Source organism: Aminobacter niigataensis, assembly GCF_014200015.1.
GTDB classification, from domain to species: domain Bacteria; phylum Pseudomonadota; class Alphaproteobacteria; order Rhizobiales; family Rhizobiaceae; genus Aminobacter; species Aminobacter niigataensis.
This window is the reverse complement of sequence record NZ_JACHOT010000001.1, coordinates 397,087-421,506: the sequence shown is the minus strand read 5'-3', so window position 1 is coordinate 421,506 and position 24,420 is coordinate 397,087. Positions and strand designations below refer to the sequence as shown.

Genomic DNA, 24,420 nt, shown 5'->3' with positions numbered 1-24,420 from the left:
GCAGAATCAGGGATAAGAAGCCAGAGTTGCACCACCTTCTTGGCCGAATTCTGGCTTGACGCCAAGCAGAGGCGCCGAACGCCGGATAATATTGGCCACCATCGGTGCAGCGGTGAAGCCTGCCGTGGCTGAACGGGTTGACCCCTCCATCTTCGGCTCGTCGATGATCGTCAGCACCAGATATTGCGGATCGTCCATCGGAAAGGCGGCGATAAAGGCGTTGAAGTTCTTTTCCTTCGAGTAGCGCCCGTTGACGACCTTTTCAGCCGTACCGGTCTTGCCGCCAACTCGATAGCCGGGAACCGTGCCGCGCTTGCCGGAACCACCCGGCGCCGTCGCGTTCAGATTGTACAGATAGCGCATCTCTTCGCTGGTCTTTTCGCTTACCACCTGCCTTGAAACAGCCATTGCCTCTTCCAAGGTTCGTGGCAGGAAGGTCGGCGTCATGTAACGGCCGCCATTCATCAGCGCCACCGTGCCGGCCGCAGTCTGCAACGGCGTCGTCGAAAAGCCGTGACCGAACGCAGCGGTGATCGAATGCACCTTCTTCCAGACCTTCGGCTCGGTCGGACGAGCCGTTTCGGGAAGTTCAGTCTGCAGGCGGTCGAGCAGGCCCAGGCGCTTGAGGAATTCGCGGTGCCCTTCGATGCCGACGACGTCGGCCTCCTTGGCCGAGCCGATATTGGACGAATAGATGAACACCTCCGGCACAGTCAGCACCCGGCCCTTGCCGTGGAAGTCTCGGATGGTTTGGCGTCCGATGGTGATCGGACGGCTGGCGTCGACGGTGCTGTTGAGCGTCATCTTGCCCGAATCGAGCGCCATTGACGTGGTGAAGCTCTTGATCGTCGAGCCCATTTCGAACAGGCCCGCCGACATGCGGTTCAGGCGGTCCTTGTCCTGGGCGTTGAACGGGTTGTTGGGATCGAAATCGGGAACCGAGCCCATGGCCAGCACTTCGCCGGTCTTGACGTTGATTACGACAGCACCTGCAGCGATGGCACGATACTTTTCGAGCGCGGTGACCAGTTCGTCCCGAACGATGTGCTGGACGCGCAGGTCGATCGACAGCTTGACCGGCTTGAGGTCCTTGGCGATCGCCAGCCCGGAGGCCTGCAGATCGGCGAGCCCCTGGTCGTCGATGTATTTTTCGAGACCGGAAATACCCTTGTTGTCGATGTTGGTCAGGCCAATGATGTGCGAGGTCGTCTCGCCGCCGGGATAGAAGCGCCGCTTTTCGGTGCGGAAGGCGATGCCGGGAATGCCGAGTTGCATGATCTCGGCCTGCTGCTTGGGCGTCAGCTGCCGCTTCAGCCAGACGAAGCCTGTGCCGCTTTTGAGCTTGAGGTAGGTCTGCTCGACCTCGAGGTCGGGCAGCACGGTCGACAGCTTCTCGATCGCCTCGTCGGCGTCGACGATGCGGCGCGGTTCGGCGAACAGCGAGGCGGTCTTGATGTCGGTCGCCAGGACCTCGCCATTGCGGTCGACGATGTCGGGGCGCGATGCGGTCACGCGGCTTTCGGGTCCGTTCGACGTCTCGGGGTCCTGCATGGCGAGATAGACGAGACGGCCGCCGATCGTCGCATAGATACCGAAGAACACGGCCATGGTCATGACGACGCGGTTGCGCGTGCGTCCGCCGGTGGCTTTCCGCGCGCTGTCGACGACGATGGAGCTGTCGCCCGCGCTGCGCTTCTTGCCGAACAATCCGATCATTGGGCGATCCCTCCGGTCGTGGTTTGGTCCGGCGCAATTTCGGCAACCCCGCCAAAACGCTCGCTCGTGATGTCTTCGATGGTCAGCGGGCGCACCGGCAGATCCTTGAGACTGACGATCTGGCGGGCATCCACGGACTGAAGCTTGAGTTCCGACTCATAGGTCTGGGCCAGTTTCTGCAGCCGCGACGGCTGGGTGAGCAGGCTCCAGTCGGCCTTGAGCAGGTCGGTAGTGTCTTCCTCGAAGCGGATTTGCGCCTGGATCTTGCGGACGGCATCGAGCTGGTTCTCGGCCTCGTGCTTGGTCTGGTAAGTGAAGGCGGCAGCGCCGACCATTGCGGCGATCAGCACGATGTCACTGGTGCGGAACATGGGCTCACCTTTCTCCCGACTGGCTGACGTCGGGAAGCTTCGGAAGTCCGAAAATGGAAAAGTCTTCGCCGCGTGGCGCAACGCTCGTGCGGACCGCGGCACGCAGCTTGGCCGACCGCGAACGTGGGTTGATCGCGGTCTCGGCGTCGCCTGGCCCGACCGCATTGCCCGCCTTGGTGAAGGTCGTCGCAATCACTTCGAGTTCCGGCATGTAGCGCGAACGCGACGGCGCGCTGGAGCGATCGGCGATGAAGCGCTTGACGATCCGGTCTTCGAGCGAATGGAAGGTGACGACCACGAGGCGTCCGCCGGGCTTCAGCGCACGCTCGGCGGCAAACAGCGCCCGCGCCAGTTCGCCGAGTTCGTCGTTGACGTAAATGCGCAGCGCCTGGAACACGCGCGTCGCCGGGTGGATCTTGTCCTTGGGGGCGCGGCCGATATGCGTTTCGATCGCATCCGCCAGGTCGAGCGTGCGCTCGAACGGCCGCTTTTCCCTGCGGTTTTCGATCATGCGGGCGATGCGCCCGGCGTGCCGCTCCTCGCCGAGGAAACCGAAGATGCGCGCAAGATCACCGGCCTTGAAGCGATTGACGACATCGGCGGCACTCGCACCCGCCTGGGCCATGCGCATATCGAGCGGGCCGTCGGCGCGGAACGAGAAGCCGCGCTGTGCCTGGTCGAGTTGCATCGACGAAACGCCGATGTCGAGCACCACGCCATCGACCAGTTCGACATGTTCATCGAGGCTGGAGAACGGCGCCTGCACCAGGCGCAGCTTGCCGCCCGATTGCGCCTCCAGATCACGGCCGGCAGCGATGGCATCGGGATCGCGGTCGATCGCCACGACGGAAGCACCGGTCGCCAGGATGGCCTTGGTATAGCCGCCGGCGCCGAACGTGCCGTCGATGACGACTTCGCCCGGCTGCGGCTTGAGCGCGGCCAGGACCTCGGCGAGGAGCACCGGAATGTGGCGGGCCGGTCCGCCGACAGCATGTTGGTCATCGCCGTGACCCGCCATCATTCCGGTCGCTCCCCAGGCTTCGTCGCCTGCCGAAGCTTCAAGAGCCGGGCGCGAACATCCGCGCCATGGCTGCGCAGCCGCTCCGGCTCCCACATTTGAAAAAACTGCCCACGCCCGACAAAGGCCACGTCGGTGGTGATCCCCGTATGCTCGCGCAGGAAATCCGAGACCGAAATGCGCCCGTCCTGGTCGAGTTTCAGGAACGTGCTGTCGCCATGGATGAAAAAGGACATGTCGTCCGCCGTCTGCAGGAACGGATCTTCTTGTGCGATGCGCTGCTCGTAACGGTCGAGCAGGTCGAGCCCGCCGACATCGAGTGCCGGAACGTCGAGCGCCCTCAACGCATATAGCTCGGCGTATCCGCGCTTCTGCAATACGGCACGGAAATGCGCCGGAACGGAGACCCGTCCCTTCGCATCGATCCTGTTCACCGCATTTGACAGAAACCGATCCATCGTATGATCCGACCGCTTCCGCGGCCGCGCCCCTCGTCGTCATGTCGCCCGCGCCCCAATGGCGCGGCCCAACCGCAAATCCAGACTGTCTCCGTTGATCGACAATGCATCGCCATCCGCAGCCGCCGCGACTGCCGGATCGGCGAACGCCTCACCCTCTACTGGAACGAAATCATGGTTACCGATTTGGGATAACATGGGGTGATATGGGCGTCAACGGGAACAGGGTGCACTTCAATGCCTTGACGGACCTTTCGAGCCCTCTCATGGCATCCCGATTTTTATGATCCCTTAAGGCTAACGAAGGGTTACGAGCGGCTGGCACAAGACGAGTTCCCTTGCCCGCTCGCGCCACTGCCCTTAGCGTCGGATGCCACCTTCACCGAGAGCCCGCAAACCATGACGAATGCATCGAGTTCCCGCGCAGCAAAGCTAGCCCACCTGCGCCGCGCCAGGCTCTCCGTCGGCGACCCCATTCCCCTGCCCTTGACCATGGCGGCAATCTTCCACGCTCCCGGCGACGCCACCGGCTTCAACCAGTACGGTCGCTTCAGCAATCCGACCTGGGACGCGGTCGAAGAAATGCTCGGGCATCTCGAGGACGCGCCCTGCGTGGCGTTCCCATCGGGAATGGGGGCGATCTCGGCGGTGTTTTTCGCCTTGCTCAAGTCAGGCGACCGCATTCTGCTGCCGTCGGACGGTTATCACACTACCCGGATCCTGGCGGACCGCTTCCTCGGTGCCTTTGGCGTTGCCTGCGACGTCAGGCCGACATCGTCATTCCTCGACGGTGGTTTCGACGGCTATCGGCTGGTCTTTGTGGAAAGCCCTTCCAACCCGGCACTCGACATCTGTGATATCGCCGCGGTGGCGGCTGCGGTCCACAAGGCTGGCGGCCAGTTGGTGGTCGACAATACCACCATGACGCCCTTCGGCCAGCGGCCGCTCGACCTCGGCGCCGACATCGTCGTCGCCGCCGACACCAAGGCGCCCAACGGTCATTCGGACGTGCTGTTCGGCCACGTCGCCAGCCGCAACGCCGAAATCGTCACCGCCGTCGCCGAGTGGCGGCAGAATGCCGGCGGCATTCCGGGCCCGTTCGAAGCCTGGCTGGTCCATCGCGGCCTGGAGACGCTCGAATTGCGCTTCGACCGCATGTGTTCGTCGGCGGAAGTCATCGCGCAGAGGCTGAAGCAACATTCGGCTGTCAGCGGCCTCCGATACCCGGGCCTGGCCGACGACCCGTCCCACAATCTGGCGCGCGCCCAGATGGAGCGCTTCGGCTTCCTGATCAGCTTCGACCTCGGTTCGGAAGAAAGGGCCGAGGATTTCATCAACGGCTGCGAACTGATTCATGCGGCGACATCATTCGGCGGCGTCCACACGGTCGCCGAACGCAGGCTCCGCCGCGGCGATGCGGTCACGCCGGGCTTCGTCAGGCTTTCAGTCGGCTGCGAGCCGGTCGAGGAATTGTGGGCTGCGATCGAGGCGTCGCTGGACAGGATCGGCGGCTGAACACCTACGAAGCCGTCCGCCTGATGCGCACGGGTTGGCCTCAACCACCTGCTTGGCCAAGCCGCTTGCGCGCTTCGGCCTTTAGCTGATCCATGGTGTCGAACTGCCCCGGCCCGCTATCGATGCCTTCCTGGCAGTTCCTCGATGGTGTAGCCAAAGAGGTCGCGCCGTTCCTTCCAGAGCCGCAATGCGTCGCGGATGACTTCGCTGGCGGAGGCATATTCCCCGGCATCGACCGCGCCATCGACGGCGGCGGCAAGCTCGGGTGAGAGCGTGATGCTGCGTTTGTCGACATGGCCCATGGCTCTACTCCCGTTTGCGACAATGGCACGATCAAATCGTACCAGACTCAAAAACAGCAGCGGGGTTTGCCCTGGCGGGCAACATCGGCGCCCTTGACTCAAGACGCGCAAGCATCGCCGCAAGTCGCTGAAGTCATGGGGCTAAAAGGCAGCGCCAGCTGGCCTGTAAGCCGGGTTCTGTATGGCCCCCGCGCCTTGCGGCACGGGAACGTGGCGACCATTCTTCTTGGACGCATGTTGCCATGCGCCTCACGCAACCTACCCGGGCGGTGAGCCGGAAACAGCCCTGAGGGTCGCCCCTCGTACCGCCCCTATTCGGTTTTGCTCCCGGTGGGGTTTGCCGTGCCGCTCCTGTTGCCAGTCGCGCGGTGGGCTCTTACCCCACCCTTTCATCCTTACCGCGGAAAACCGCGGCGGTTTGCTTTCTGTGGCACTTTCCCTGGGGTCGCCCCCGCCGGCCATTAACCGGCACCGTGTATCCATGGAGCCCGGACTTTCCTCACCCGCGGCCTTTCGGCAATTGCGGGTGCGGCCGCCCGGCCAGCTGGCAAGGCGTATAGAATGGTTCGCACGGCAAAAGGCAAACAAAAACGTGCGCCGTCCCGGGAACCATCCCTGTCTTCGGGCCGTTAGCCGCCGATACGAGCCTGCACTTTTTTGCAATAGGCGGCAGAAATCGGGTTCATGCGCTTGGCGCCGTGGCCGGCGTTGTATTTGAGGATCGTGCCGCAGGTGGTGCCGCCCGAAAGCTCATGCGCCTTGGCCAGATATTTAAGACCGAACTTGATGTTGGTCTCGGGATTGAACAGGCCCTTCGCCGATCCCGAATAGCCCATCATCCGTGCCGTTGCCGGCTTGATCTGCATCAGGCCGATCTCGCCGGCCTTGCCACGCGCGTTCGGGCGATAGTTGCTCTCGACGCTGATGACGGCATGGGCAAGCGACACTGGGACGCCATAGGACGAGGCATAACGCGCGACGATTTCGCCGAACGGCGCATTCGACTTGGTTGCCCTGGCCGTCTTTCCGGCCTGTTCCTTGACGGTCTTGGCACCCTTGGCGCCGATCGATGCAGTCTTGAAATTGTCGATGGCAGCTTCTTTCTTGGAGCTGCAGCCGAAGAGATAGGGGCAATCGTCCGCCGCCTTGTTCATCTTGGCTTTTGTGGTGGTTTCGATGATCGCCTTTGAGGCCCTGACTGCTCCGTCCTGGGCGTGAGCGGCAAAAGAAGTCAGGCCGGCGGCTAACGCCACCGCAACAACGGTCAAATTCTTCATGTTATCCTTGTTCTCGAACAGGCCGCGCGACAGCCGAAAGCTGTCGTGCAGCATCCCTTCCTCGACGCCGGGGCCCTCTTCGGGGCATGGCAGGATTAGCCGGCGCCTTGCACGGAGATGCATGTGACGGGCGAACTGGCGGGAAAAATGGCCGGGCAAGTCACAAAGGGTGACAGGTTGTAATCTTTGCGAATCAGCTACCTAGGCTAGTCAAGGCTTCCTTCGAGGGACGAAAGCAGCCGCCGCAAGGTCGAAATTGTCGAGGCATCGGCCACCCCGTCAACACAGCTGGTGCGAAAATGTCGTTGAAAAGCTTGGACAGTTACCGCTGTCTGCGCATCGAAATGGCCGGTGATCTCGACACCGTAGCCATAGAGCGCCAGCATCGACTGCAGCTCCTCGACAGCGTTGCCGACCTCGCCAGGTTGCATTTCCCGGCGCCCATTGCGCGGCGAAGGTGCGACCCAATGACCTATGCCGGCCTCGTGCAGCGTGCGCCACGAAAACTTCTCACCCGGGTCAACCTTGCGCCCCAGCGCCACATCCGAATGCGCCAGCACACGTTCGGGCGGCACATTGTGGCGCTTGGCAATGCCCTGGCAGAGCGCGATAACCGCCTCCATCTGCCGCCGTGGAAAAGAACGATAGCCGAAGGCATGGCCGGGATTGACGATTTCGATGCCGATCGAACAGGAGTTGATGTCCGTCTGGCCACGCCAGGAGCTCTTGCCGGCATGCCAGGCCCGGTCGCTTTCGCGCACCATCTGCACGATGCGGCCGTCCTCGTGCACAAGGTAGTGCGACGACACCTCGCTCGCCGGATCGCACAGCCAGGCCTCGGCGCCCTCGCCGGTTTCCATGCCGGTGTAGTGCAGCACGATCATGTCGGGCTTCACACCCTCACGCCGCAGCCCGAAATTGGGCGATAGCCGGACCTCGGCATGCGGGTGGTCGGGTTGGAAACCGCTCATGCGTGCCGCAGCCCCCTTTCGATCATTTCGTAGGCCGCATTGATTGCGGCGATGCGCGTCGTGGCGATTCGGATGAACTCTTCCGGCAGGCCGCGTGCAATCAGCTTATCGGGATGGTTGTTGGCGACAAGCTTGCGATAGTGCTTGCGCACATCCTCGAACGATCTGCCGCGCTCGATGCCGAGCACCCGATACGGATCGGCCTCGCCGAGATCGAGATGGCGCGCCAGGATCGTCTGGTAGTGGGATTCCTCGATACGGAAGATCTCCGACACCCGATGCAGGAACGTGCTCTCGCGCTGATGCAGCATGCCATCCGACTTGGCGATGTGAAACAGCCCGTCGAGAATGTCCTCGAGCATGCCGCAGTTCGCATGGCCGGAGCCGCACAGCCGGGCCATGCGCTGGGCATAGAGCTCGTAGCCGGCAACATCCTGCTGGGCGAGGTCGTAGAGGCGAGCCACGTCGCGCGCATGCTCGGGCGGAACCGCAAAGATCTCGTAGAAGGCGCGAACCTCGTCCTGGGACACCACGCCATCGGCCTTGGCCATCTTGGCCGAAAGCGCGATCATCGCCACCGAAAAAGCGACGCGGCGGCGCAATTCGGCATCGCCTGAAAAGACGGTTCGGACAGCCTCCACGACATCGGCCACGCCGTTTGCCGCCGAGGCCGAGATACGCGCAATGAAGTCGCCGAGGCGGTCCCAAATCGACATGGCCGCTTCTTAGGATGAAACATTCGCAAATGCGAGATGCCATTGCGCTCGACGCATAACTTTGTCGGCACTGCATACCCTGGACCAAAACTCTGGACCAACGGAAAATCCACGACGAGAAAGCCCGCCCCCGCTAACGGTGCGCCATGGATGCGCGCAACACCACGCAGTCGACCCACAGGCCTTCCCGCGAGACCATCGGGCTCGCTCTGGGAACGCTTGGCGTCGTCATCTTCGGCGGCACCTTGCCGGCGACGCGCGTCGCGCTGACCACATTTACGCCCTGGTTCGTCACCCACGGACGCGCCGCGATGGCGTCCCTTGCCGCGGCCCTGCTGCTCTTCATCCTGCGCAAGCGCTTTCCGAAGAGCGATGCGCCGGCATTGTTCCTGGCCGGCCTGCTTCTGGTGTTCGGCTTCCCGATCTTCTCTTCGATCGCCATGCAGACGGTCCCCGCTTCGCATGGCGGGGTGGTGCTCGGCGTGTTGCCGCTGACCACCAGTATCTTCGCCGCGATCATCGGCGGCGAGCGGCCATCGGTGTTTTTCTGGATCTGCGGGGTCGCCGGCGCCGTCCTCGTCGTCACTTTCGCCATAAGCGACAGCGGCATGCAGCTTTCGACCGGCGACCTGTTCCTGTTCCTCGCAGCCCTGTCGGCCAGCCTGGGCTATGTCGTCTCCGGCAAGCTTTCGCGCCACATGCCGGGCTGGGAGGTCATCTGCTGGTCCTTGATCCTGACCGCCCCCATCTCCGTCCCCGCGGCGATCTGGAGCTGGCATCCTGAATTCACCCAGGCCACGTCGTCAGAGACCTTCGCGTTCTTCTATCTCAGTTTCGGCTCGATGTTTCTGGGGTTCTTTGCCTGGAATGTCGGCCTCGGCATGGGCGGCATCGCCCGGGTCAGCCAGGTCCAGTTGCTTCAGTCTTTCGTCACGCTGACCATATCGGCATTCCTGCTCGGCGAACATGTGGGCGCGCATACGGTGCTGTTCGCCCTCGGCGTCATCGCCATAGTCGCTCTCGGCAGGCGCGCGCGCGTCTCGCGCTGAGACCCAACGAAAAAGGCCGGAGCAGTTGCTCCGGCCTTTTCCTCCTCCCGCTCGCTTACTGTGCGGGGGCTGCCGGTTCGACCGGCTTGGGCTGCATCGTGTCGTGGTTCTGCATCTCACCGTCAGTGCCGGTCTCCGGCGTCGGCGTGATGCTCTGGGTGGTCGAGTTGTCGGTGGCCGGAGGGGTCGCCTCAGGCGTCGCGGGCGCCGGAGTGATCGGTGCCGGCTCCTCGGTGGCGGGCGGCTGCACGCTCTGCGTGGTCGTGTCGTCGGTGTCGCTACAGGCGGCAACGCCAAACAGTGCAATCGCAGCGACCGAACCAAGAATGAGCTTCTTCATGACAATCTCCTTTCGAAACGGCCCGTCAGGCGGGCGTCGGAGAGAAAAATGCATGGGCGTGGCGGCGGTTTCATAACGTTCGGAGTCCGGCTGTCACATTCCCAGGCAGCCCGGCAATGTCGCACAGGCGTCATTTGGGCGTCACCGCGCTGTCACGCCGGTGCGCTACCCGCTGCGGCCAACAACGAAGCGGGGAATCGCATTTCCATGACCAACGTTTCCGGAGAACTTGTCTTTCGTCGCGGCAAGAAAGTTGGAAAGGCGGTCTATCAGAACCGCCCGCTTTCCAAGGAAGGGCTTTCAGAGCGCCTCTTTGCGCTTCTGTTTTCCGGCCTGGTCTACCCCCAGATCTGGGAAGACCCCGAGGTCGACATCGAAGCGATGCAACTGGCCGAGGGCCACCGCATCGTCACCATAGCCTCAGGCGGCTGCAACATCCTCGCCTATCTCACCCGTTCGCCCGCGCGGATCGATGCCGTCGACCTGAACGCCGCCCACATCGCTCTCAACAAGATGAAGCTGGCCGCCGTCCGCCACCTGCCGTCGCAGGCCGACCTGTTCCGCTTCTTCGGCACTGCCGGCACCGAGCACAACTCGCATGCCTATGACCGCTTCATCGCCCCTCACCTCGACACCGCCACCCGCGGCTACTGGGAGCGCCGCAACTGGCGCGGCAAGCGGCGCATCGCAACCTTCGACAACAATTTCTACAAGACCGGTCTGCTTGGCCTGTTCATCGCCGCCGGCCACCGCGCGGCGAAGCTCTATGGCGTCGATCCGGCCGGTATCATGGCGACTGGCAACAGGGCAGAACAGCGCCGCTTCTTCGACGAATACCTGGCCCCGATCTTCGACCGCCGCGCCCTGCGCTGGATAACGTCGCGAAAGTCGTCGCTGTTCGGCCTCGGCATTCCGCCGGCGCAGTACGACTCCCTGCTGACCTCGGGCGACGGTTCGATGGCGGGCGTGCTCCGGGCTCGCCTCGAAAAGCTCGCCTGCGATTTCCCGCTCGAGAACAACTATTTCGCCTGGCAGGCCTTCGCCCGCCGCTATCCGGAGCCCGGCGAAGCCGCGCTGCCCGCCTATCTCGAGCAGGCCAACTATGCGACCATTCGGGACAACATCGATCGCGTGGCGATCCATCACGCCAATTTCACCGAACTGCTCGCCAGCAAGGATGCCGGTTCGGTCGATCGATACGTCCTGCTCGACGCCCAGGACTGGATGAGCGACGTTCAGCTCAACGCCCTGTGGTCCGAAATCACCCGCACCGCAGCCCCCGGCGCACGCGTCATCTTCCGCACCGCCGCCGAGCCGAGCCTGCTGCCCGGCCGCCTCTCGCCTGCTCTTCTCGACCAGTGGAGCTACGCGGACGAGATGTCGCGCGACTTCACCGCGCGCGACCGTTCGGCGATCTATGGCGGCTTCCACCTCTATGTGAACAAGCCCTGATGAGTGCGCCCGAGCTCTCGGCCAGCCATTCCGGCTTGATGGACCAGGTCTACCGGCATCAGCGTCATATCTACGACCTGACGCGCAAATATTACCTGCTCGGCCGCGACCGGATGATTTCGGAGCTGTCCCCGCCGACGGGCGGAACCGTGCTCGAACTCGGCTGCGGCACCGGGCGCAACCTGATCCTTGCCGCCCGGCGCTTTCCGAACGCCCATTTCTACGGCCTCGACATTTCCGCCGAGATGCTGGCAACCGCCAGGGCATCGATCGCCCGGGCCGGCCTTTCGGACCGCATATCGCTGGCGCAGGCGGATGCAACCTCGTTCGACGCCGCCGCCCTGTTCGGGCGCAGCGGCTTCGACCGGGTGTTCGTCTCCTACGCCCTGTCGATGATCCCCGGCTGGGAGCGCTCGGTTTCCGCTGCGCTCTCGGTGTCAGATGGCTCGCTCCACATCGTCGATTTCGGCCAGCAGGAAGGCCTGCCCGGCTGGTTCCGCAAGCTGCTTCGCGGCTGGCTTGGAAAATTCCATGTTTCGCCACGCGAGAGTCTGGCCAAGGAGATCGCACAGCAGGCCCAGGCTGCCGGCAAGAGCTTTCGCTTCACCTCGCTGTACCGAGGTTATGCCTGGCTCATCGTCGTGGGCGGACCGAAGCCTATTTGAGCGCCGCCACCAGCGCCGCCAGCATGGCCTGTGGCTTGTAGTGCAGCTTCGACGGCGTCAGCCCCATGCGCACCACCACCAGATTGGCCGATGGCACGATCGCCACCGTCTGCCCGTCATGGCCCTGCATCCAGAACGCATCCGCAGGCAGGTCGAAGCCGGCGTCGGAATCTTCGCCTTCGGGCGAGCCGCCTTCGGGGCCGCGCAGCCAGAGCTGGCCGCGGCCATATTCGCCGTTCGAGGCGGGAACCGCCTCCCGCATCCAGGCGACATAGCCTTCCGGCAGCACGCGCGTGCTGTTCCACACCCCTTCCTGCATCAGGAACTGGCCGAAGCGCGCCCAGTCATGCGCCGTGGCATAGAGATAGGACGAGCCGGCGAAAGTGCCGCGCGCATCGGCCTCCAGCACCGCACTTGTCATGCCGAGCGGCCCGAACAGCTTTTCGTGCGGCCAGGCAAGCGCCTTGGCGGGATCGCCGACCGCATCCTGCCACAGCCGCGACAAGAGCAGCGTCGTGCCGCTGGAATAGGAAAACACCTTGCCGACCTCGCCGGCCAGCGGCTTGGCTTCGGCGAAGCTCGCCATGTCGGGTTCGAGATAGAGCATGCGCGTCACATCGGTGACGTCGCCATAATCCTCGTTGAACGCGAGCCCGCTCGACATCGCCATCAGGTCCGCCAGGCTGATCGCTGCGCGGCCGTCGGCCTTCCACTGCTCGAACAGCCCGGTCTTGTCGACCGACATCCTGCCTTCGCCGACCAGCGTGCCGATGATCGCCGCCGTCACCGTCTTGGTCATCGACCAGCCCAGCAAGGGCGTAGCGGCGCTGAAACCCTCACCATAGCGCTCGCCGGCGATCCGGCCGTTCTGCACGACGACGATGGCCCGCATTCCCGGACCGGCAAGGCCGGCGTCGTCGAGGATCGCAGCAATAGCCGGGTTCTGCGAGGCATCGACCTTGTCGCCTTCCGGCCACAGCGCATCGCTCTTGGCTGCGGTCGCGGCCGGAACCGGGCCGAGCGCCGCAGCAGCGATGTCGCCATCCGGCACGTTGCTGCAGCCGGCGCCGTCATGCACCACGGCAAGACCCTTGCCGAAGATGCCGAACAGCCCCGCCCGCACAGTTCCGGCGCTGTCATCGACATCGACCGACATCAGCCTGAGCAGCGGATGGCCCGGCGCCTGGACATCGTCGGCCAGCACCTGACCGGCATCCCGGCCGGCAATGAAGACGTTGGAGCAGACGATCTTGGCGGCATAGCCGGAGCCGACCCGGATCAAATCAGGCGGCGCGAAATAGAGCCAAGCGGAGAGCCCCGCAACCGCCACGACGACAAGAGCCACCAGCCACTTCAGGATCTTCCCGAGCCTGCGCATTGCTGTCCCCGCCCCGCTGTCTTGCTTCCGCCTTGGAATTGCCGTCATTCCTCACGCAAATCTTTGAGGCTGTCGAGCGCGATCAACGGTTTATCAACCATGATCGGCGATCACAGAGGGGGATATGCGGTGTCTCGGGGAAACCGCCGATCCATCAGAACAGTATCTGGCCGCAGGGCCTGCCCCATAAACGATGTGCTCTGGCCGGTTCTGCCGGTCGCAAGGAGAAGTAATGCGCCGCGTTTCGGCTCTTGTGCTGCTCGCCTTTCTCGGCGCCTGCTCGACATCGGACACCCTGTCGCTTGCCCCGACGGGCAAGCCAGGCGCCATGGCCAGCGTTTCGGTCAAGAATCCGCGCTTCAGCGACAGCGATCCGCACCAGTGGGAAAGCGGCGCGCCCTGGACCTATGCCGTCCACGGCACCGACGTTTCGAAGTACCAGACCTCGATCGACTGGCAGCAGGCCAAGGGCAGCGGCATCTCCTTCGCCTTCATCAAGGCGACCGAGGGCGGTGACCGCGTCGACGACTATTTCGGCGAGCACTGGCGCGAGACCAAGGCTGCCGGCGTGCCGCGCGGCGCCTACCACTTCTATTATTTCTGCCGGCCTGCCGCCGAACAGGCGCGCTGGTTCATCCAGAACGTGCCCAATGAGCGTTCTTCGCTGCCGCCGATCCTCGACATGGAGTGGAACCCGCAGTCGCCGTCCTGCAAGCTGCGGCCACCAGCGGCCACGGTGCGCAGCGAGATGAAGATCTTCCTCGAAATGGTCGAAAACCACTACGGCAAGAAGCCGATCATCTACACATCGATCGATTTCTTCGACGACAACGATCTGTCGACCTTCCGCGGCTATCCCTACTGGCTGCGCTCCGTCGCCGGCCATCCGACCTCGAGATACGGTAGCCACCCCTTCACCTTCTGGCAGTACACCGGCACCGGTGTCGTGCCAGGCATCAGGGGCGACGCCGACATCAACGTGTTCAACGGCACCGAGTCCCACTGGAAGAAGTGGCTCGCCGCCAACACGAGGTAGTATTTTTCCCCGCAGCCCTGCCTGCACCGCCGGGCTGCGTATTTCGCATGGCAGATGCGACAAGAAGAGGGGGTGCGGCCCTCGCCCTGGTTCTGTAGAAGGCGCGGCAAAGACATCGACTTGGCCGTCTGCCTGCATTTCGCCATTCGGCGAAGGCAAGAACCCGGAATGACGGGCCAAGCAGGAGACCTGCCCAATGAATCTGCTGAGCAAAGCGCTGGCCGCTGTTCTGTTCGCCACAGCCGCCGCGCCCGCTATCGCCCAGGACACCGCTGCCGTATCCCAGGCCGCGCCTGCGGCAACCTCTGAATGCGGCGACGATTTCGCCACCTGGAAGCAGAGCCTCGCCAACGAGGCCCGCGCCGCCGGCGTCGGCGAAAAGGGCCTGTCGGCGCTGGCAAATGCCGTCATCGACCCGAAGGTGCTGGAGCGCGACCGCGCCCAGGGCGTCTTTGCCCAGACCTTCACCCAGTTTTCCGAGCGCATGATCAGCGACTACCGGCTCAAGCACGGCGCTGCCAACCTGCAGAAATACGGCCAGTACTTCGCCAAGGCCGAACAGGATTATGGCGTGCCCGGCCCTGTCATTGCCGCGTTCTGGGCGCTGGAAACCGATTTCGGTGCCGTGCAGGGCAATTTCAACGCGCTCAACGCGCTTGTCACGCTGGCCCATGACTGCCGCCGCCCGACGCTGTTCCGTCCGCAGGTCGTGCCGCTGCTGACCCTGATCGACCGCAACGTGCTGCCCGCCGACGTCAAGGGCGCGTGGGCCGGCGAGATCGGCCAGACCCAGATCCTGCCGTCGGACTACCTGGCGCGCGGCGTCGACGGCGACGGCGACGGCACTGTCGACCTGCGCAACACGCCGGCCGACGTCATCCTCACCACCGGCAAGAAGATCCAGTCGCGCGGCTGGAAGCGCGGCGAGCCCTGGATCGAGGAAGTCCGCGTGCCTGCCGAAATGGCCTGGGAAGAAACCGGCCGGACCAACAAGCAGCCGCTCGCCAGATGGGCGGCGATGGGCGTCACCATGCGCGACGGCACCCCGCTCAAGGACACCGGCCTCAAGGCCGGCATCGTGCTGCCGATGGGTCGCAAGGGTCCTGCCTTCCTGACCTACGACAACTACGACGTCTATCTCGAATGGAACCAGTCGGCGACCTACACGCTGACCGCCGCGAACCTGGCGGCACGCCTCGCCGGCCAGCCAGCCTTCGATCGCGGCAATCCGGACGCCGGCCTGACCGGCGACGCCATGAAGCAGTTGCAGCAGAAGCTCTCCGACAAGGGCTACGATGTCGGCGGCATCGACGGCATTTTGGGCACCAACACCCGCGAAGCCATCCGCCAGGAGCAGATGCGCCTCAAGCTGCCGGTCGACGGCTGGCCGACGGACGAGCTGCTGGCGAACCTCTGAGGCGTAGCGAGTGGCGAGTAGGAATACTCGCGCTTCTTCCCTATTCGCTACTCCCTATTCCCTATTCGCTCTCTGGAACAACGAAGCCGCGTCTTGGTGGACCGGCTTCCAGCCAAGCTCGGCACGTGCCTTATGCCCGCTCAGCCGCTGGCTGAGGGCATAGCCCCGCGCCCATTCACCCAGCCGCTCCGCCGCAAGGTCGGCGCTGACGATGTGGACTTCGGGATGCTCCGTCCCGATCAACCGCGCCACTTCCGGCACGATCTCGCCGACGGCCAGACCGTCGATGGCCGAGCCATTGTAGACCGAACCGGGTTTCGCCTTTTCGAGCACCTGCAAATACAGGTTGGCGAGATCGTCGGCATGGACCAGCGGCCAGACCACCTGCTCCGAGCCGATAACCTCGACCGGCTTTCCCTCGCGCATCGCTTCCATGAACGAGGAAAACACGCCGCCTTCACTCGAATAGACCATCGCCGGATGCACGACGAAGCTGTCGATCTCGGGGGCTTCGAGAACCCGCCTCATATTGGTGATCGTCTCGCTGAATGCCGGCAGCGGATCAAACGGGCTGTCTTCGGATGCCACCCTCTCTCCCGTCGCCCCGAACAGCCAGCAGCCGCCGGTGTAGACGAAGCGCGGCCGCTTCGGCATCGCGCCCAGCACAGGCAACAGCGCATCGAGCAGCGCCATGTCCACCGGCCCCATGTCGTCGCCAAAGTCTGATGCGGCATGAATGACCCCATCCAACGTCGGTAGCTTGGCCACCCATTCCGCCGGCGCGCGCAGGTCGCCGAGCAGCGGCGTCGCCCCGGCAGCCGTCAGGCGATCTGCCGAGGTCTCCGAGCGGGCCAGGCCAATCACCTCATCCCCCTCAATCCGCCATCGTCTCCAGGCTGGCGAAGCCGACAGGTGCGTCGCCCTCGTCGAATGGCGTCGTCACCTCGACGAAAGTGTCGGGGTAAAAGCCGTTGAAGCGGGTGCGGAGCGACAGCGAATAGGCCCCGATGTGGCCGATCTCGATCCAGTCGCCGGTGTCGATGGTCTCCGGCAGCCAGAACGGCCGCGACAGGATGTCGACGGAATCGCAGGTCGCCCCGCACACCTTGAACGGCACGATGCTGCCGGCATCGCCGTTGCGCGTGCGGATCGCCGGATCAGGAATGAAGCGCGCCGGCAGCGTGATCTTGCCGGTCCACGAATCCGACAGCGACGCCCAGATACCGTCGTTGATGTAGAGCCGCCTGCCCTTGCGCAGCAGCACCCGCACGATCAGCGACAGGCAGCGCGCCACGATCACGCGGCCGGGCTCGGCCACCAGTGGCATCTCGTCGAAATTGTATTCCTTCAGGTCGGCGCGGAAGCGCGACATGATCTGCCCGATTGACGGCATCGCCGGTTTCTTGCTGTTCGGATCGTGGCCGTATTCGGCCGGGAACCCGCCTCCGACGTCGAGCCCTGCAAGATCGAAGCTGATGCGGTTGCGCACCCAGTCGACCGAGGCAAGCGCGCGCTCATAGGTGTCGGGATCCTCGATCTGGCTGCCGACATGGAAGCACAGCCCGACCTTGTAGCCGTTGCGGTTCAGCCGCTCGGCCAGTTCGACGGCGTTGGCTGGCCCGGCACCGAACTTCTTCGACAGCTCGTAGGCCGCCGAGCCCTTGGTCTGCACCCGCACAAACACGGTGATCGCGCCAGGATCGATGTCGAGCGCCCGTACCACGCGGTTGAGCTTGTTGATCTCGTCCTCATGATCGACGGCGATCACCCTGATGCCATAGGTTTCCAGCGCCAGCCTGATGTCGGACTGCGCCTTGACCGGGTGCATGTAGATCATTTCGGCCTCGGCCGTGACCTCCCTGACTGCCGCGAATTCGCCGGGCGATGCCACGTCGAACATCGTCACGCCGGCCTCGACCAGCGCCTTGAGCACGATCAGTTCGCCGTTCGTCTTGACGGCATAGGCCGTCCTGCCGGGGAACATCTCCATGAAGTTCCTGGCATCGGTCTTGAGCACTTCTGGCCGGAAACAATAGACCGGGGCATCCGGACGGAGCGCCAGTGCCGCTTCGCGCGCATTCTCGAATCGCTGCATGGAAGCTCCTCGTTACCGGCCGGAATCTAAAGCAAGTCGCCGATGATGCAACCCGAACGAGTTTGGCAGGAGCGTTGCGTCACCGTTTGGATTCGGGTGGCCCTACCCGAGAATCGCGCGTAGCTGTCGAATGTGACAAAGCGAAGAAGGAAGCCGAAATGAGTGCACGCGACTGGGCAAGACTGCTGCTTCTGGGCGTCATCTGGGGCGGCTCGTTCTTTTTCGTCCATATCGCGGTGGCCGAGATTGCGCCGCTCAAGCTTGTCCTGTTCCGGGTGATGATCGCTGCATGCGCGCTGCACCTCTATCTGCTTGTCCGCGGCCCCTCCTTCCGCCTCGCGCTGCCGCTGGCAGCAACGCTGTTCGGGCTGTCGCTGCTCAACAACGTCATTCCCTTCTCGCTGATCTTTGCCGGCCAGACCGAGATCGGCGCCGGCCTGGCTTCGGTGCTCAACGCCACCACGCCGTTCTGGACCCTGATCATCGCCAACATGATGACATCGGACGAGAAACTGAACTGGAACAAGCTCGCAGGCATTGCGCTCGGCATCGCCGGCACCGCCGTCATGATCGGACCAGGGCTGGTCGCCGGCCTCGGCGGGCCGGTCTGGGCCAAGCTGGCGCTGATCGGCGCATCGCTTTCCTACGCCTTTGCGCTGATGGTGGCGCGGCGGCTCAGGGGCGTGCCGCCGGCAGTCGTGGCGACCGGCCAACTCACCGCTTCCACCATCATCATGATACCGGTCGTGCTCACCGTGCACGGCACCGACGGCCTGTTTGTGGCGAGCAGTGGCGCGTGGATGGCTGTTTTCGCGCTGGCGCTCATTTCAACCGCCTGCGCCTATCTGCTGTTCTTCGGCCTGGTCGCGTCGGCGGGCGCCACCAACACTTCGCTGGTCACCCTCATCGTGCCGGCGAGCGCCATTCTGCTTGGCGTGACCTTCCTCGGAGAGCGGCTTGAAGCCTTCGAACTGGGTGGCATGGCGCTGATCGCGTTGGGCCTCGTCACCATCGACGGACGCCTGTTCAGGCGCCGGGCGGCCGCTGCGGGCTAGCTGTTTGCCACAATTTGTCCACAACTGCAGCCAGCCGTTTTGGTAAACAAAACCAAAGGCTAAGGGCGGGGAATGCGTCGCATTTCTCACAATCTTGTCGCAATGCAGCACATTTTTTGCTTGTGTGTGGCCGAAATGACCCTAGATTCCGGCCTGTGGCTTGCGCAGAGGAGGCTATGCATGGGACTGACTAGGTCAATCAATGCACTCATGATTTGCGCCGCGTTTGCTTTTATCGGCGCGCTCATCGTTGGAGTTCTTCCATAAGGCCGCTAAGACGGCGGAAGACGATAGCACCTCTAAGGTGGACAACTTAAAAAAAGGCCGGGATCAAAGTCCCGGCCTTTTTGGTTTCTACAGCGCCGCGCCCCCACGGACGCGCAAACTACTTTGCAGCTTGTCGAAACCGCCTCAGGCCGCCGCCGCACCCTGTACCACCGGCTGTGGCCGGATGCCGATCATGTGGCACACCGCCACCACCAGGTCGGAGCGGTTCATCGTGTAGAAATGGAAGTCGCTGACGCCGCGCTCGACGAGATCGAGCACCTGCTCGACCGCGACTGCCGCAGCCACCAGCGCATGCGTCTGCGGGTCCTTGTCCAGCCCTTCGAAGCGTTCGGCCAGCCAGTTCGGCACATGTGCGCCACAACGGGCGGAGAAATTCGCCACCTGGGCGAAACTGTGGATCGGCAGCACGCCCGGCACGATCGGAATGTAGATGCCGGCCTTGCGGGCGCGCTCGACGTAGCGCTCGTAGAGGTCGTTGTCGAAGAAGAACTGGGTGACGGCCCGCGTCGCGCCATTGTCGACCTTGCGCTTCAGCATGTCGAAATCGGTAGCGAAATCAGGGCTTTCGGGATGCTTTTCCGGATAGGCCGACACCGAGATGTCGAAATCGCCCTGCGCCTTGAGCGCGCCGACCAGCTCGGCGCCATTGGCATAGCCGCCCGGATGCGGCTGGTAGGCAGCGCCCACGCCTTCCTTGGGGTCGCCGCGCAGCGCCACGAAGCGCTTGACGCCCATGGCGGCAAACTCCGCGATCACCTGGTCGACCTCCTCGCGGGTGGCGTCGACGCAGGTCATGTGGGCTGCCGGCGTCAGCGTCGATTCCTGCAGGATGCGCTTCACCGTGCGCGCGGTACGCTCGCGCGTCGTGCCGCCGGCGCCATAGGTCACCGACACGAACTGAGGCTTCAGCGGCTCGAGCCTGGTCACCGTTTCCCACAGCCGTGCCTCCATCTCGTCGTTCTTGGGCGGGAAGAATTCGAACGAGACCCGGATCTTGTTGCCGATGTCGGAACGCCTGGACAGGGGGTATTGGTTCATCAGGCGGTTTCCCTTGCGGCTTGAATGTCTGGAATTGGTTCGGCGATCAGCTGGCGGCGGTCGCGTGCCAGCCACAGCTTGACGGTCAGGCTGGCCTTGGACGATCCGCGCGGCTCGAACTCCTGCGTATCATCGAGTTCCAGCCCTGCCTCGGCCAGCCAGTCGGCGATTTGCCGGTCCGAGAATCCGAGGCGCGCATGCGCATGCTCGGAGCGCAGGAAATCGAGGCCGTGCGGCGCGAAATCGACGATCACCAGCCGCCCCGACGGGCGCAGCAGGCGTGCCGCCTCCTGGATGGCGCGGGCCGGATCGTCGAGGAAATGCAGCACCTGGTGGACGGTGACGAGATCGAAGGCGTCGCGCTCGACCGGCGGGGAGAAGATGTCGCCCTGGCGCACCTGCGCATGGGCCACCCCGGCCTTGTCGAGATTGGCACGCGCCACCGCCAGCATCTCGCGCGACATGTCGATGCCGACGCCGCGGCGATAGAGCGGCGCAAAGATTTCTAGCAGCCGGCCTGTGCCGGTGCCAAGGTCGAGCATCGACTGGAACGGCCGCTTGCCGACCAGCTTCACCAGCGCGGCCTCGACGGCGCGGTCGGGCGCATGCAGCGAACGGATCTCGTCCCAGCTCGCGGCATTGGCGCTGAAGTAATGTGCCGCCCTCTCCTGCCGCTTGCGCTTGACGTCCACGAGCCGCTCGAAATCGCGCACCACCTGGCCGTCGCCCTTGTCGATGCCAGACACCAGCCCCTGCACGAAGCCACGCGCCTGATCGGCGTCGGACAGTCGGAAGAAAGCCCAGGAACCCTCCTGGTAGCGGTCGATCAGCCCGGCCTCGAGCAGAAGCTTGAGATGGCGCGACACACGCGGCTGCGACTGGCCGAGGATCTCGGTCAGGTCGGAGACGGTGAGGTCGCCGCGCGAAAGCAGCGTCAGGATGCGAAGGCGACTGGATTCGGCAGCCGCCTTCAAGGTATCTACCATGGTGTCGAGCGTAACGTGCATCGGCTTTGGTTCTCGCCAAAAGACATAAACATATCTTTATGTGACGAAGCGAGCGATTGCAACGCCCAATGTCGCATGCGGGCAAGAAAATGGCGCGACAGTGGGAGGGGCCTATGCAGATGTTCGAACAGCGCGAGGGCGAGATTGCGCTGACCGGCGATCCCGCGCAGTCGTCCGACGCCAGCCTTGCCTATATCGGCCGCATCACCTCGCCGTGGAAGCTGCGCGAGGAGTGCCCCAAGAACATGGATGCCGCACGCGAGCGCGGCGGCGGCGCAACCGTCACCGTCGACGAGCTCTACCGGCCGGGCCTCGCCGGGCTGGCCGGCTTCAGCCACGTCGTCATCCTCAGTTGGTTCGAAAAGGCGCCGCGGAATCTGATTGTGCAAAAACCGCGCCATGCAACTGAAGCAAAAGGCGTTTTCGCCCTTCGCTCGCCTGCCCGGCCCAACCCCATTGGAATGCATGTCGCCCGCATCGTTGCGCTCGACGTCGAAACCGGGGTGATCGAGCTCGATGCCATTGACGCGCTCGATGGCACCCCCGTCATCGACCTGAAACCCTATTTCGCATCCGTCGACGCCTTTCCGGACGCTTCGCGTCCGAGCAAGGACACCTGAGCATGGCTGCACCCACCGGCCGCCGCCGCGCTGTTGCCAGGTCGCTGACAGCACTGCTGCCGCTGGCGCCCTACGCGGACACGGAGGCCATCCGCGCCGACGCGCTCGCCGTGCACATGAAGACGCTGCCACCTTCCATCGCCGTCTGGCTGGCGACCGTCGCCCATGTCCGCCACGCCCACAGCGACTACGAAAAGCTCCTGTCGGAAGGCTACGACCGCGATTCCGCCCGCTTCTTCGTCATCGGCCAGATCAACGCCACCCTCACCCGCTGGCGCGCCACGCGGCTGCTCGATCCCGACGACGAGGACGTCTAGTCACCCGGCCGCGCGTATCCTTGGCCCATTGCCCGCTCGCGCCATCTCTGCTTTCCTCCGGCGCATCGCAGCTTGAGAGGAGCAAGCGCATCACCGAAAGCACTGAACCCTATCGTCATCATCACAAGGACGGCAGCCTGTGGGTCGTCGGCCAGTTGCGTGCCGGCCAGGCCGACGGCTATTGGGAATGGTTCCGCAAGGACGGCACGAAACTGCGTTCCGGCCATTTTTCCAAAGGCGTCCAGGTCGGCGAATGGACGACCTATGACAAGGCAGGCAAGGTCTACAAGGTCACCACCATCAGGAAGGCGGCCGTCCCAAGCGGACAACCCGCTGACTGGCGCAGGCCTCCCCCGCTGACGGGCTAGGCCCTGTAGATCCACTGCTCGGGAACCCGCACCGAGACCTCTTCGCCGGCCGCGATCACGCCGGGCTTTTCCACCCAGGCGACCAGCCCGCGCAGGCGCTTTGCGGCCTTGGGGAACATCAGCGAGCCGGCGTCGTGGTCGGCCATGCGGGCATGCTCGGCGATCGAGCGCCCGGCGAGGCGACACGGAGCATTCTGTCCATCGATTTTGATCGTCACGCCACCCTTGAAGAACAGCATGGTGCCGGAAGGCAGCATCGACAGCATCGGCACGCCGTCGAGCAGGAGGTTGGCGCCGATCCACTCCGGCTTGATCTCGGTGAGCCCCATGCGCTCGGCGACGACGGCCAGTTCGTCGGGCGCCACGATGGAAAGCTGCCGCTCGTTGCGCATTTCGGTGCCGCGCGGATACCACGGCTCGCGCCCGCCCGACCGCCTGACATGCCCGGCATGAAAATCGCCGTCGATGCCCTCGAAGCTCAGCGGCAGCGTTCCCACTGCCCGGGTGACAAAATGGTCGAAGGGCGCGGTGTAGACGCCAGCGACGCGCGCGGCGAGCTTCCTGCCGGGCAGGATTTCGGGTTCGCCTTCCCTGCGCATCGTCGGATCGAGCATCTTTTGCCTCTCAATTAGAGGCGGCACATTGCCAATCAGCCCACAGAAAATCCAGACAAAAAGCCTGATCCCGGCATCACCCGGACTGATGCGTCAGTGCATCCGCACCAGGGCGCCGCCGATCGAATAACCGGCGCCGAAGGCGCAGATCAACCCGTGCTCGCCCGCCTTCATGTCCTCGTGGTTTTCCTTGAGCGCGATGATGGCGCCGGCCGCGGCCGTGTTGCCCAGCCGCTCCAGAACCATCGGTGCGGTGTCCTGGTCGGCCTCGTGGCCGAGCGCCAGCTTCAGGATCATGGCGTTCATGCGCGCATTGGCCTGGTGCAGCCAGTAGCGCCTGACGTCTGATGGCGTCATGCCGTGGTCGGCGAGGAAGGCGGTGATGAAGCGGTGCGCCGCATGCGTCACCTCCTTGAACACCTTGTTGCCCACCTGCTTGATCATGTTGCCCTCCATCTCGACGACGGAGGTGTTTTCCTGGCCGGCACGCAGCAGGAAGCCGAAATTGGTGCGGATGTTGTTGGAGAACTGCGTCCAGTTGCGCGTATCGATGATCTCGAAGCGCCCGGGCCGCGTCTCCTTCGGCCCAATCGCCTCTACCACCATCGCCACCGAGGCATCGCCGAAGATGAAATGCGTCTGCCGGTCGCGGAAGTTGAGATGGCCGGTGATGATCTCGGGCGTGACGATCAGCACGCGCTTCTGCCCGCCCGAGCGCACCAGGTTGAAGGCGACATGCAGCGCCGCCGCCGACGACGAGCAGCCGAGGCTCATGTCGAAGGCCGCACCTTCGATGCCCAGTTCCTTCTGGATCTCGATCGATATCGCCGGATAAGGCCGCTGCTGGTGCGAGGCGGCACAGATCACCATGTCGATGTCGGCGCCAGTCAGCCCGGCATGGTCGAGCGCCTTGCGCGCCGAGGCGACGCCGAACTCGGCTTCGACAGACAATGCGTCGTCGGCGCGTGGCGGAATGCGTGGCGCCATGCGTTGGGGGTCGAGAATGCCGTCAAGCGTGTGGACGTGGCGGTTTTTCACCCCCGAGGCATAGACGATGAACTCGCTGTCCGACTTGCGGACCAGTTCCTCGCCGGCGGCCTGCCTCCTGGCGTTCTCGATGTCGACCCAGGCGTTGAAGCTCTCGACCAATTCGTCGTTGCTGATCGACGCCTCGGGGATTTCAACGCCGATACCGCTGATGATGACGCGATGCATGAAGTACTGTCCGTCCAATTCTCGTGCGGTCACTGGAACACCGCCTGCACAATCTTACTGACGTCTAGCGCATCGACTGCAATTCCGGAATCGGTTTCGCATCGCCATCATCGTCGGCCTTC

The 24,420-nt window shown here is 64.0% G+C and carries 26 protein-coding genes and 1 other RNA gene; 10 read left to right on the top strand and 17 right to left on the bottom strand.

Going from position 1 to position 24,420, the window contains the following annotated elements:
• Window positions 1-6: 6 nt before the first annotated feature.
• Genes GGQ99_RS02105 through mraZ form a run of 4 tightly spaced genes read right to left on the bottom strand, consistent with a single transcriptional unit; the run spans window position 7 to window position 3,563 of the window.
• The gene (locus GGQ99_RS02105; RefSeq protein WP_183260352.1) at window positions 7-1,716 is read right to left on the bottom strand and encodes a peptidoglycan D,D-transpeptidase FtsI family protein; all 1,710 of its coding nucleotides are present in this window, start codon (window positions 1,714-1,716) and stop codon (window positions 7-9) included.
• Entirely contained in the window at window positions 1,713-2,087 is a 375-nt protein-coding gene (ftsL, locus tag GGQ99_RS02100; RefSeq protein ID WP_183260350.1) for a cell division protein FtsL, read from the bottom strand. Before ftsL ends, GGQ99_RS02105 begins: the two co-directional genes overlap by 4 nt.
• Before the next feature lie 4 nt (window positions 2,088-2,091).
• Entirely contained in the window at window positions 2,092-3,108 is a 1,017-nt protein-coding gene (rsmH, locus tag GGQ99_RS02095) for a 16S rRNA (cytosine(1402)-N(4))-methyltransferase RsmH (RefSeq protein WP_183260348.1), read from the bottom strand.
• Window positions 3,105-3,563 carry a division/cell wall cluster transcriptional repressor MraZ gene (gene mraZ / locus GGQ99_RS02090; protein WP_183260346.1) on the bottom strand — a complete coding sequence of 153 codons (459 nt, stop codon included), beginning with the start codon at window positions 3,561-3,563 and terminating at the stop codon, window positions 3,105-3,107. The genes rsmH and mraZ overlap by 4 nt, the downstream gene beginning before the upstream one ends.
• A 399-nt stretch (window positions 3,564-3,962) precedes the next feature.
• Between mraZ and GGQ99_RS02085 the strand changes: the two genes are divergently transcribed.
• Window positions 3,963-5,078, top strand: coding sequence for a cystathionine gamma-lyase (locus GGQ99_RS02085; protein ID WP_183260344.1), 1,116 nt, complete (start codon window positions 3,963-3,965; stop codon window positions 5,076-5,078).
• A gap of 116 nt (window positions 5,079-5,194) precedes the next feature.
• Here GGQ99_RS02085 and GGQ99_RS02080 read toward each other — a convergent pair whose 3' ends face one another.
• The 5 genes from GGQ99_RS02080 to GGQ99_RS02060 form a co-directional block, all read right to left on the bottom strand.
• Window positions 5,195-5,380 (bottom strand): ribbon-helix-helix domain-containing protein, encoded by a 186-nt coding sequence (locus tag GGQ99_RS02080; RefSeq protein ID WP_406872170.1) that lies wholly within the window; start codon window positions 5,378-5,380, stop codon window positions 5,195-5,197.
• A gap of 150 nt (window positions 5,381-5,530) precedes the next feature.
• An RNA gene (gene rnpB / locus GGQ99_RS02075) (RNase P RNA component class A) lies at window positions 5,531-5,928 on the bottom strand.
• Window positions 5,929-6,009: 81 nt separating this feature from the next.
• Entirely contained in the window at window positions 6,010-6,711 is a 702-nt protein-coding gene (locus GGQ99_RS02070) for a lytic transglycosylase domain-containing protein (RefSeq protein WP_245439343.1), read from the bottom strand.
• A 152-nt stretch (window positions 6,712-6,863) separates the two neighbouring features.
• Window positions 6,864-7,628, bottom strand: a complete 765-nt coding sequence (locus tag GGQ99_RS02065; protein ID WP_183260342.1) for an N-acetylmuramoyl-L-alanine amidase — start codon at window positions 7,626-7,628, stop codon at window positions 6,864-6,866.
• Window positions 7,625-8,344 carry a J domain-containing protein gene (locus tag GGQ99_RS02060; protein ID WP_108607616.1) on the bottom strand — a complete coding sequence of 240 codons (720 nt, stop codon included), beginning with the start codon at window positions 8,342-8,344 and terminating at the stop codon, window positions 7,625-7,627. Before GGQ99_RS02060 ends, GGQ99_RS02065 begins: the two co-directional genes overlap by 4 nt.
• Window positions 8,345-8,490: 146 nt before the next feature.
• Between GGQ99_RS02060 and GGQ99_RS02055 the strand changes: the two genes are divergently transcribed.
• Window positions 8,491-9,393: a DMT family transporter gene (locus tag GGQ99_RS02055; protein ID WP_183260340.1), complete on the top strand. Its 903-nt coding sequence runs from the start codon at window positions 8,491-8,493 to the stop codon at window positions 9,391-9,393.
• A gap of 55 nt (window positions 9,394-9,448) precedes the next feature.
• Here the strand turns inward: GGQ99_RS02055 and GGQ99_RS02050 are convergent, their stop codons facing one another.
• Window positions 9,449-9,733, bottom strand: coding sequence for a hypothetical protein (locus GGQ99_RS02050; protein ID WP_108607614.1), 285 nt, complete (start codon window positions 9,731-9,733; stop codon window positions 9,449-9,451).
• Between the two features lie 207 nt (window positions 9,734-9,940).
• Here GGQ99_RS02050 and GGQ99_RS02045 point away from each other — a divergent pair, with 207 nt between their 5' ends.
• Together GGQ99_RS02045 and GGQ99_RS02040 are read left to right on the top strand one after the other, a co-directional pair.
• Window positions 9,941-11,185, top strand: a complete 1,245-nt coding sequence (locus tag GGQ99_RS02045) for a BtaA family protein (protein ID WP_183260338.1) — start codon at window positions 9,941-9,943, stop codon at window positions 11,183-11,185.
• Window positions 11,185-11,850: a class I SAM-dependent methyltransferase gene (locus GGQ99_RS02040; RefSeq protein ID WP_183260336.1), complete on the top strand. Its 666-nt coding sequence runs from the start codon at window positions 11,185-11,187 to the stop codon at window positions 11,848-11,850. The genes GGQ99_RS02045 and GGQ99_RS02040 overlap by 1 nt, the downstream gene beginning before the upstream one ends.
• Here the strand turns inward: GGQ99_RS02040 and GGQ99_RS02035 are convergent.
• The gene (locus GGQ99_RS02035) at window positions 11,843-13,228 is read right to left on the bottom strand and encodes a serine hydrolase domain-containing protein (RefSeq protein ID WP_183260334.1); all 1,386 of its coding nucleotides are present in this window, start codon (window positions 13,226-13,228) and stop codon (window positions 11,843-11,845) included. The two genes, GGQ99_RS02040 and GGQ99_RS02035, sit on opposite strands and share 8 nt — an antisense overlap.
• Before the next feature lie 232 nt (window positions 13,229-13,460).
• Here GGQ99_RS02035 and GGQ99_RS02030 point away from each other — a divergent pair, with 232 nt between their 5' ends.
• Entirely contained in the window at window positions 13,461-14,264 is an 804-nt protein-coding gene (locus tag GGQ99_RS02030; protein WP_183260332.1) for a glycoside hydrolase family 25 protein, read from the top strand.
• 196 nt (window positions 14,265-14,460) lie between these two features.
• Window positions 14,461-15,681: a lytic murein transglycosylase gene (locus GGQ99_RS02025; RefSeq protein ID WP_183260330.1), complete on the top strand. Its 1,221-nt coding sequence runs from the start codon at window positions 14,461-14,463 to the stop codon at window positions 15,679-15,681.
• Window positions 15,682-15,735: 54 nt separating this feature from the next.
• Here the strand turns inward: GGQ99_RS02025 and GGQ99_RS02020 are convergent, their stop codons facing one another.
• Window positions 15,736-16,545 carry an NAD-dependent epimerase/dehydratase family protein gene (locus GGQ99_RS02020; protein ID WP_183260328.1) on the bottom strand — a complete coding sequence of 270 codons (810 nt, stop codon included), beginning with the start codon at window positions 16,543-16,545 and terminating at the stop codon, window positions 15,736-15,738.
• A 10-nt stretch (window positions 16,546-16,555) separates the two neighbouring features.
• A complete protein-coding gene (locus GGQ99_RS02015) occupies window positions 16,556-17,776 on the bottom strand; it encodes an alanine racemase (protein WP_183260327.1) in 1,221 nt (406 codons plus the stop codon).
• Window positions 17,777-17,934: 158 nt separating this feature from the next.
• Between GGQ99_RS02015 and GGQ99_RS02010 the strand changes: the two genes are divergently transcribed.
• The gene (locus GGQ99_RS02010; protein ID WP_183260325.1) at window positions 17,935-18,831 is read left to right on the top strand and encodes a DMT family transporter; all 897 of its coding nucleotides are present in this window, start codon (window positions 17,935-17,937) and stop codon (window positions 18,829-18,831) included.
• Window positions 18,832-19,242: 411 nt separating this feature from the next.
• Here the strand turns inward: GGQ99_RS02010 and metF are convergent, their stop codons facing one another.
• Window positions 19,243-20,157: a methylenetetrahydrofolate reductase [NAD(P)H] gene (metF, locus tag GGQ99_RS02005; protein WP_108607605.1), complete on the bottom strand. Its 915-nt coding sequence runs from the start codon at window positions 20,155-20,157 to the stop codon at window positions 19,243-19,245.
• Complete coding sequence (locus GGQ99_RS02000) at window positions 20,157-21,164, bottom strand: ArsR/SmtB family transcription factor (RefSeq protein WP_183260323.1); 1,008 nt, start codon at window positions 21,162-21,164, stop codon at window positions 20,157-20,159. The genes metF and GGQ99_RS02000 overlap by 1 nt, the downstream gene beginning before the upstream one ends.
• A 119-nt stretch (window positions 21,165-21,283) precedes the next feature.
• On the opposite strand from GGQ99_RS02000, the gene tsaA reads away from it, so the two are divergent.
• The 3 genes from tsaA to GGQ99_RS01985 are packed head-to-tail and all read left to right on the top strand — an operon-like array spanning window position 21,284 to window position 22,469.
• Window positions 21,284-21,784 (top strand): tRNA (N6-threonylcarbamoyladenosine(37)-N6)-methyltransferase TrmO, encoded by a 501-nt coding sequence (gene tsaA, locus GGQ99_RS01995; RefSeq protein WP_183262331.1) that lies wholly within the window; start codon window positions 21,284-21,286, stop codon window positions 21,782-21,784.
• Window positions 21,785-21,786: 2 nt separating this feature from the next.
• Complete coding sequence (locus GGQ99_RS01990; protein ID WP_108607602.1) at window positions 21,787-22,101, top strand: DUF2293 domain-containing protein; 315 nt, start codon at window positions 21,787-21,789, stop codon at window positions 22,099-22,101.
• A gap of 20 nt (window positions 22,102-22,121) precedes the next feature.
• Window positions 22,122-22,469 carry a toxin-antitoxin system YwqK family antitoxin gene (locus GGQ99_RS01985; RefSeq protein WP_246389380.1) on the top strand — a complete coding sequence of 116 codons (348 nt, stop codon included), beginning with the start codon at window positions 22,122-22,124 and terminating at the stop codon, window positions 22,467-22,469.
• Here GGQ99_RS01985 and GGQ99_RS01980 read toward each other — a convergent pair.
• Both GGQ99_RS01980 and GGQ99_RS01975 read right to left on the bottom strand, forming a co-directional pair.
• Window positions 22,466-23,083 (bottom strand): MOSC domain-containing protein, encoded by a 618-nt coding sequence (locus GGQ99_RS01980; protein ID WP_183260321.1) that lies wholly within the window; start codon window positions 23,081-23,083, stop codon window positions 22,466-22,468. The two genes, GGQ99_RS01985 and GGQ99_RS01980, sit on opposite strands and share 4 nt — an antisense overlap.
• 93 nt (window positions 23,084-23,176) lie before the next feature.
• Window positions 23,177-24,298, bottom strand: a complete 1,122-nt coding sequence (locus GGQ99_RS01975) for a beta-ketoacyl-ACP synthase III (protein ID WP_183260319.1) — start codon at window positions 24,296-24,298, stop codon at window positions 23,177-23,179.
• Window positions 24,299-24,420: the final 122 nt, after the last annotated feature.

Excerpts from the sequence above, each read along its gene's own strand:
- GGQ99_RS02105 (WP_183260352.1), bottom strand. The coding sequence starts at position 1,716 with ATGATCGGATTGTTCGGCAAGAAGCGCAGCGCGGGCGACAGCTCCATC.
- ftsL (WP_183260350.1), bottom strand. The coding sequence starts at position 2,087 with ATGTTCCGCACCAGTGACATCGTGCTGATCGCCGCAATGGTCGGCGCT.
- rsmH (WP_183260348.1), bottom strand. The coding sequence starts at position 3,108 with ATGATGGCGGGTCACGGCGATGACCAACATGCTGTCGGCGGACCGGCC.
- mraZ (WP_183260346.1), bottom strand. The coding sequence starts at position 3,563 with ATGGATCGGTTTCTGTCAAATGCGGTGAACAGGATCGATGCGAAGGGA.
- GGQ99_RS02085 (WP_183260344.1), top strand. The coding sequence starts at position 3,963 with ATGACGAATGCATCGAGTTCCCGCGCAGCAAAGCTAGCCCACCTGCGC.
- GGQ99_RS02080 (WP_406872170.1), bottom strand. The coding sequence starts at position 5,380 with ATGGGCCATGTCGACAAACGCAGCATCACGCTCTCACCCGAGCTTGCC.
- GGQ99_RS02070 (WP_245439343.1), bottom strand. The coding sequence starts at position 6,711 with ATGCTGCACGACAGCTTTCGGCTGTCGCGCGGCCTGTTCGAGAACAAG.
- GGQ99_RS02065 (WP_183260342.1), bottom strand. The coding sequence starts at position 7,628 with ATGAGCGGTTTCCAACCCGACCACCCGCATGCCGAGGTCCGGCTATCG.
- GGQ99_RS02060 (WP_108607616.1), bottom strand. The coding sequence starts at position 8,344 with ATGTCGATTTGGGACCGCCTCGGCGACTTCATTGCGCGTATCTCGGCC.
- GGQ99_RS02055 (WP_183260340.1), top strand. The coding sequence starts at position 8,491 with ATGGATGCGCGCAACACCACGCAGTCGACCCACAGGCCTTCCCGCGAG.
- GGQ99_RS02050 (WP_108607614.1), bottom strand. The coding sequence starts at position 9,733 with ATGAAGAAGCTCATTCTTGGTTCGGTCGCTGCGATTGCACTGTTTGGC.
- GGQ99_RS02045 (WP_183260338.1), top strand. The coding sequence starts at position 9,941 with ATGACCAACGTTTCCGGAGAACTTGTCTTTCGTCGCGGCAAGAAAGTT.
- GGQ99_RS02040 (WP_183260336.1), top strand. The coding sequence starts at position 11,185 with ATGAGTGCGCCCGAGCTCTCGGCCAGCCATTCCGGCTTGATGGACCAG.
- GGQ99_RS02035 (WP_183260334.1), bottom strand. The coding sequence starts at position 13,228 with ATGCGCAGGCTCGGGAAGATCCTGAAGTGGCTGGTGGCTCTTGTCGTC.
- GGQ99_RS02030 (WP_183260332.1), top strand. The coding sequence starts at position 13,461 with ATGCGCCGCGTTTCGGCTCTTGTGCTGCTCGCCTTTCTCGGCGCCTGC.
- GGQ99_RS02025 (WP_183260330.1), top strand. The coding sequence starts at position 14,461 with ATGAATCTGCTGAGCAAAGCGCTGGCCGCTGTTCTGTTCGCCACAGCC.
- GGQ99_RS02015 (WP_183260327.1), bottom strand. The coding sequence starts at position 17,776 with ATGCAGCGATTCGAGAATGCGCGCGAAGCGGCACTGGCGCTCCGTCCG.
- GGQ99_RS02010 (WP_183260325.1), top strand. The coding sequence starts at position 17,935 with ATGAGTGCACGCGACTGGGCAAGACTGCTGCTTCTGGGCGTCATCTGG.
- metF (WP_108607605.1), bottom strand. The coding sequence starts at position 20,157 with ATGAACCAATACCCCCTGTCCAGGCGTTCCGACATCGGCAACAAGATC.
- GGQ99_RS02000 (WP_183260323.1), bottom strand. The coding sequence starts at position 21,164 with ATGCACGTTACGCTCGACACCATGGTAGATACCTTGAAGGCGGCTGCC.
- tsaA (WP_183262331.1), top strand. The coding sequence starts at position 21,284 with ATGTTCGAACAGCGCGAGGGCGAGATTGCGCTGACCGGCGATCCCGCG.
- GGQ99_RS01990 (WP_108607602.1), top strand. The coding sequence starts at position 21,787 with ATGGCTGCACCCACCGGCCGCCGCCGCGCTGTTGCCAGGTCGCTGACA.
- GGQ99_RS01980 (WP_183260321.1), bottom strand. The coding sequence starts at position 23,083 with ATGCTCGATCCGACGATGCGCAGGGAAGGCGAACCCGAAATCCTGCCC.
- GGQ99_RS01975 (WP_183260319.1), bottom strand. The coding sequence starts at position 24,298 with ATGCATCGCGTCATCATCAGCGGTATCGGCGTTGAAATCCCCGAGGCG.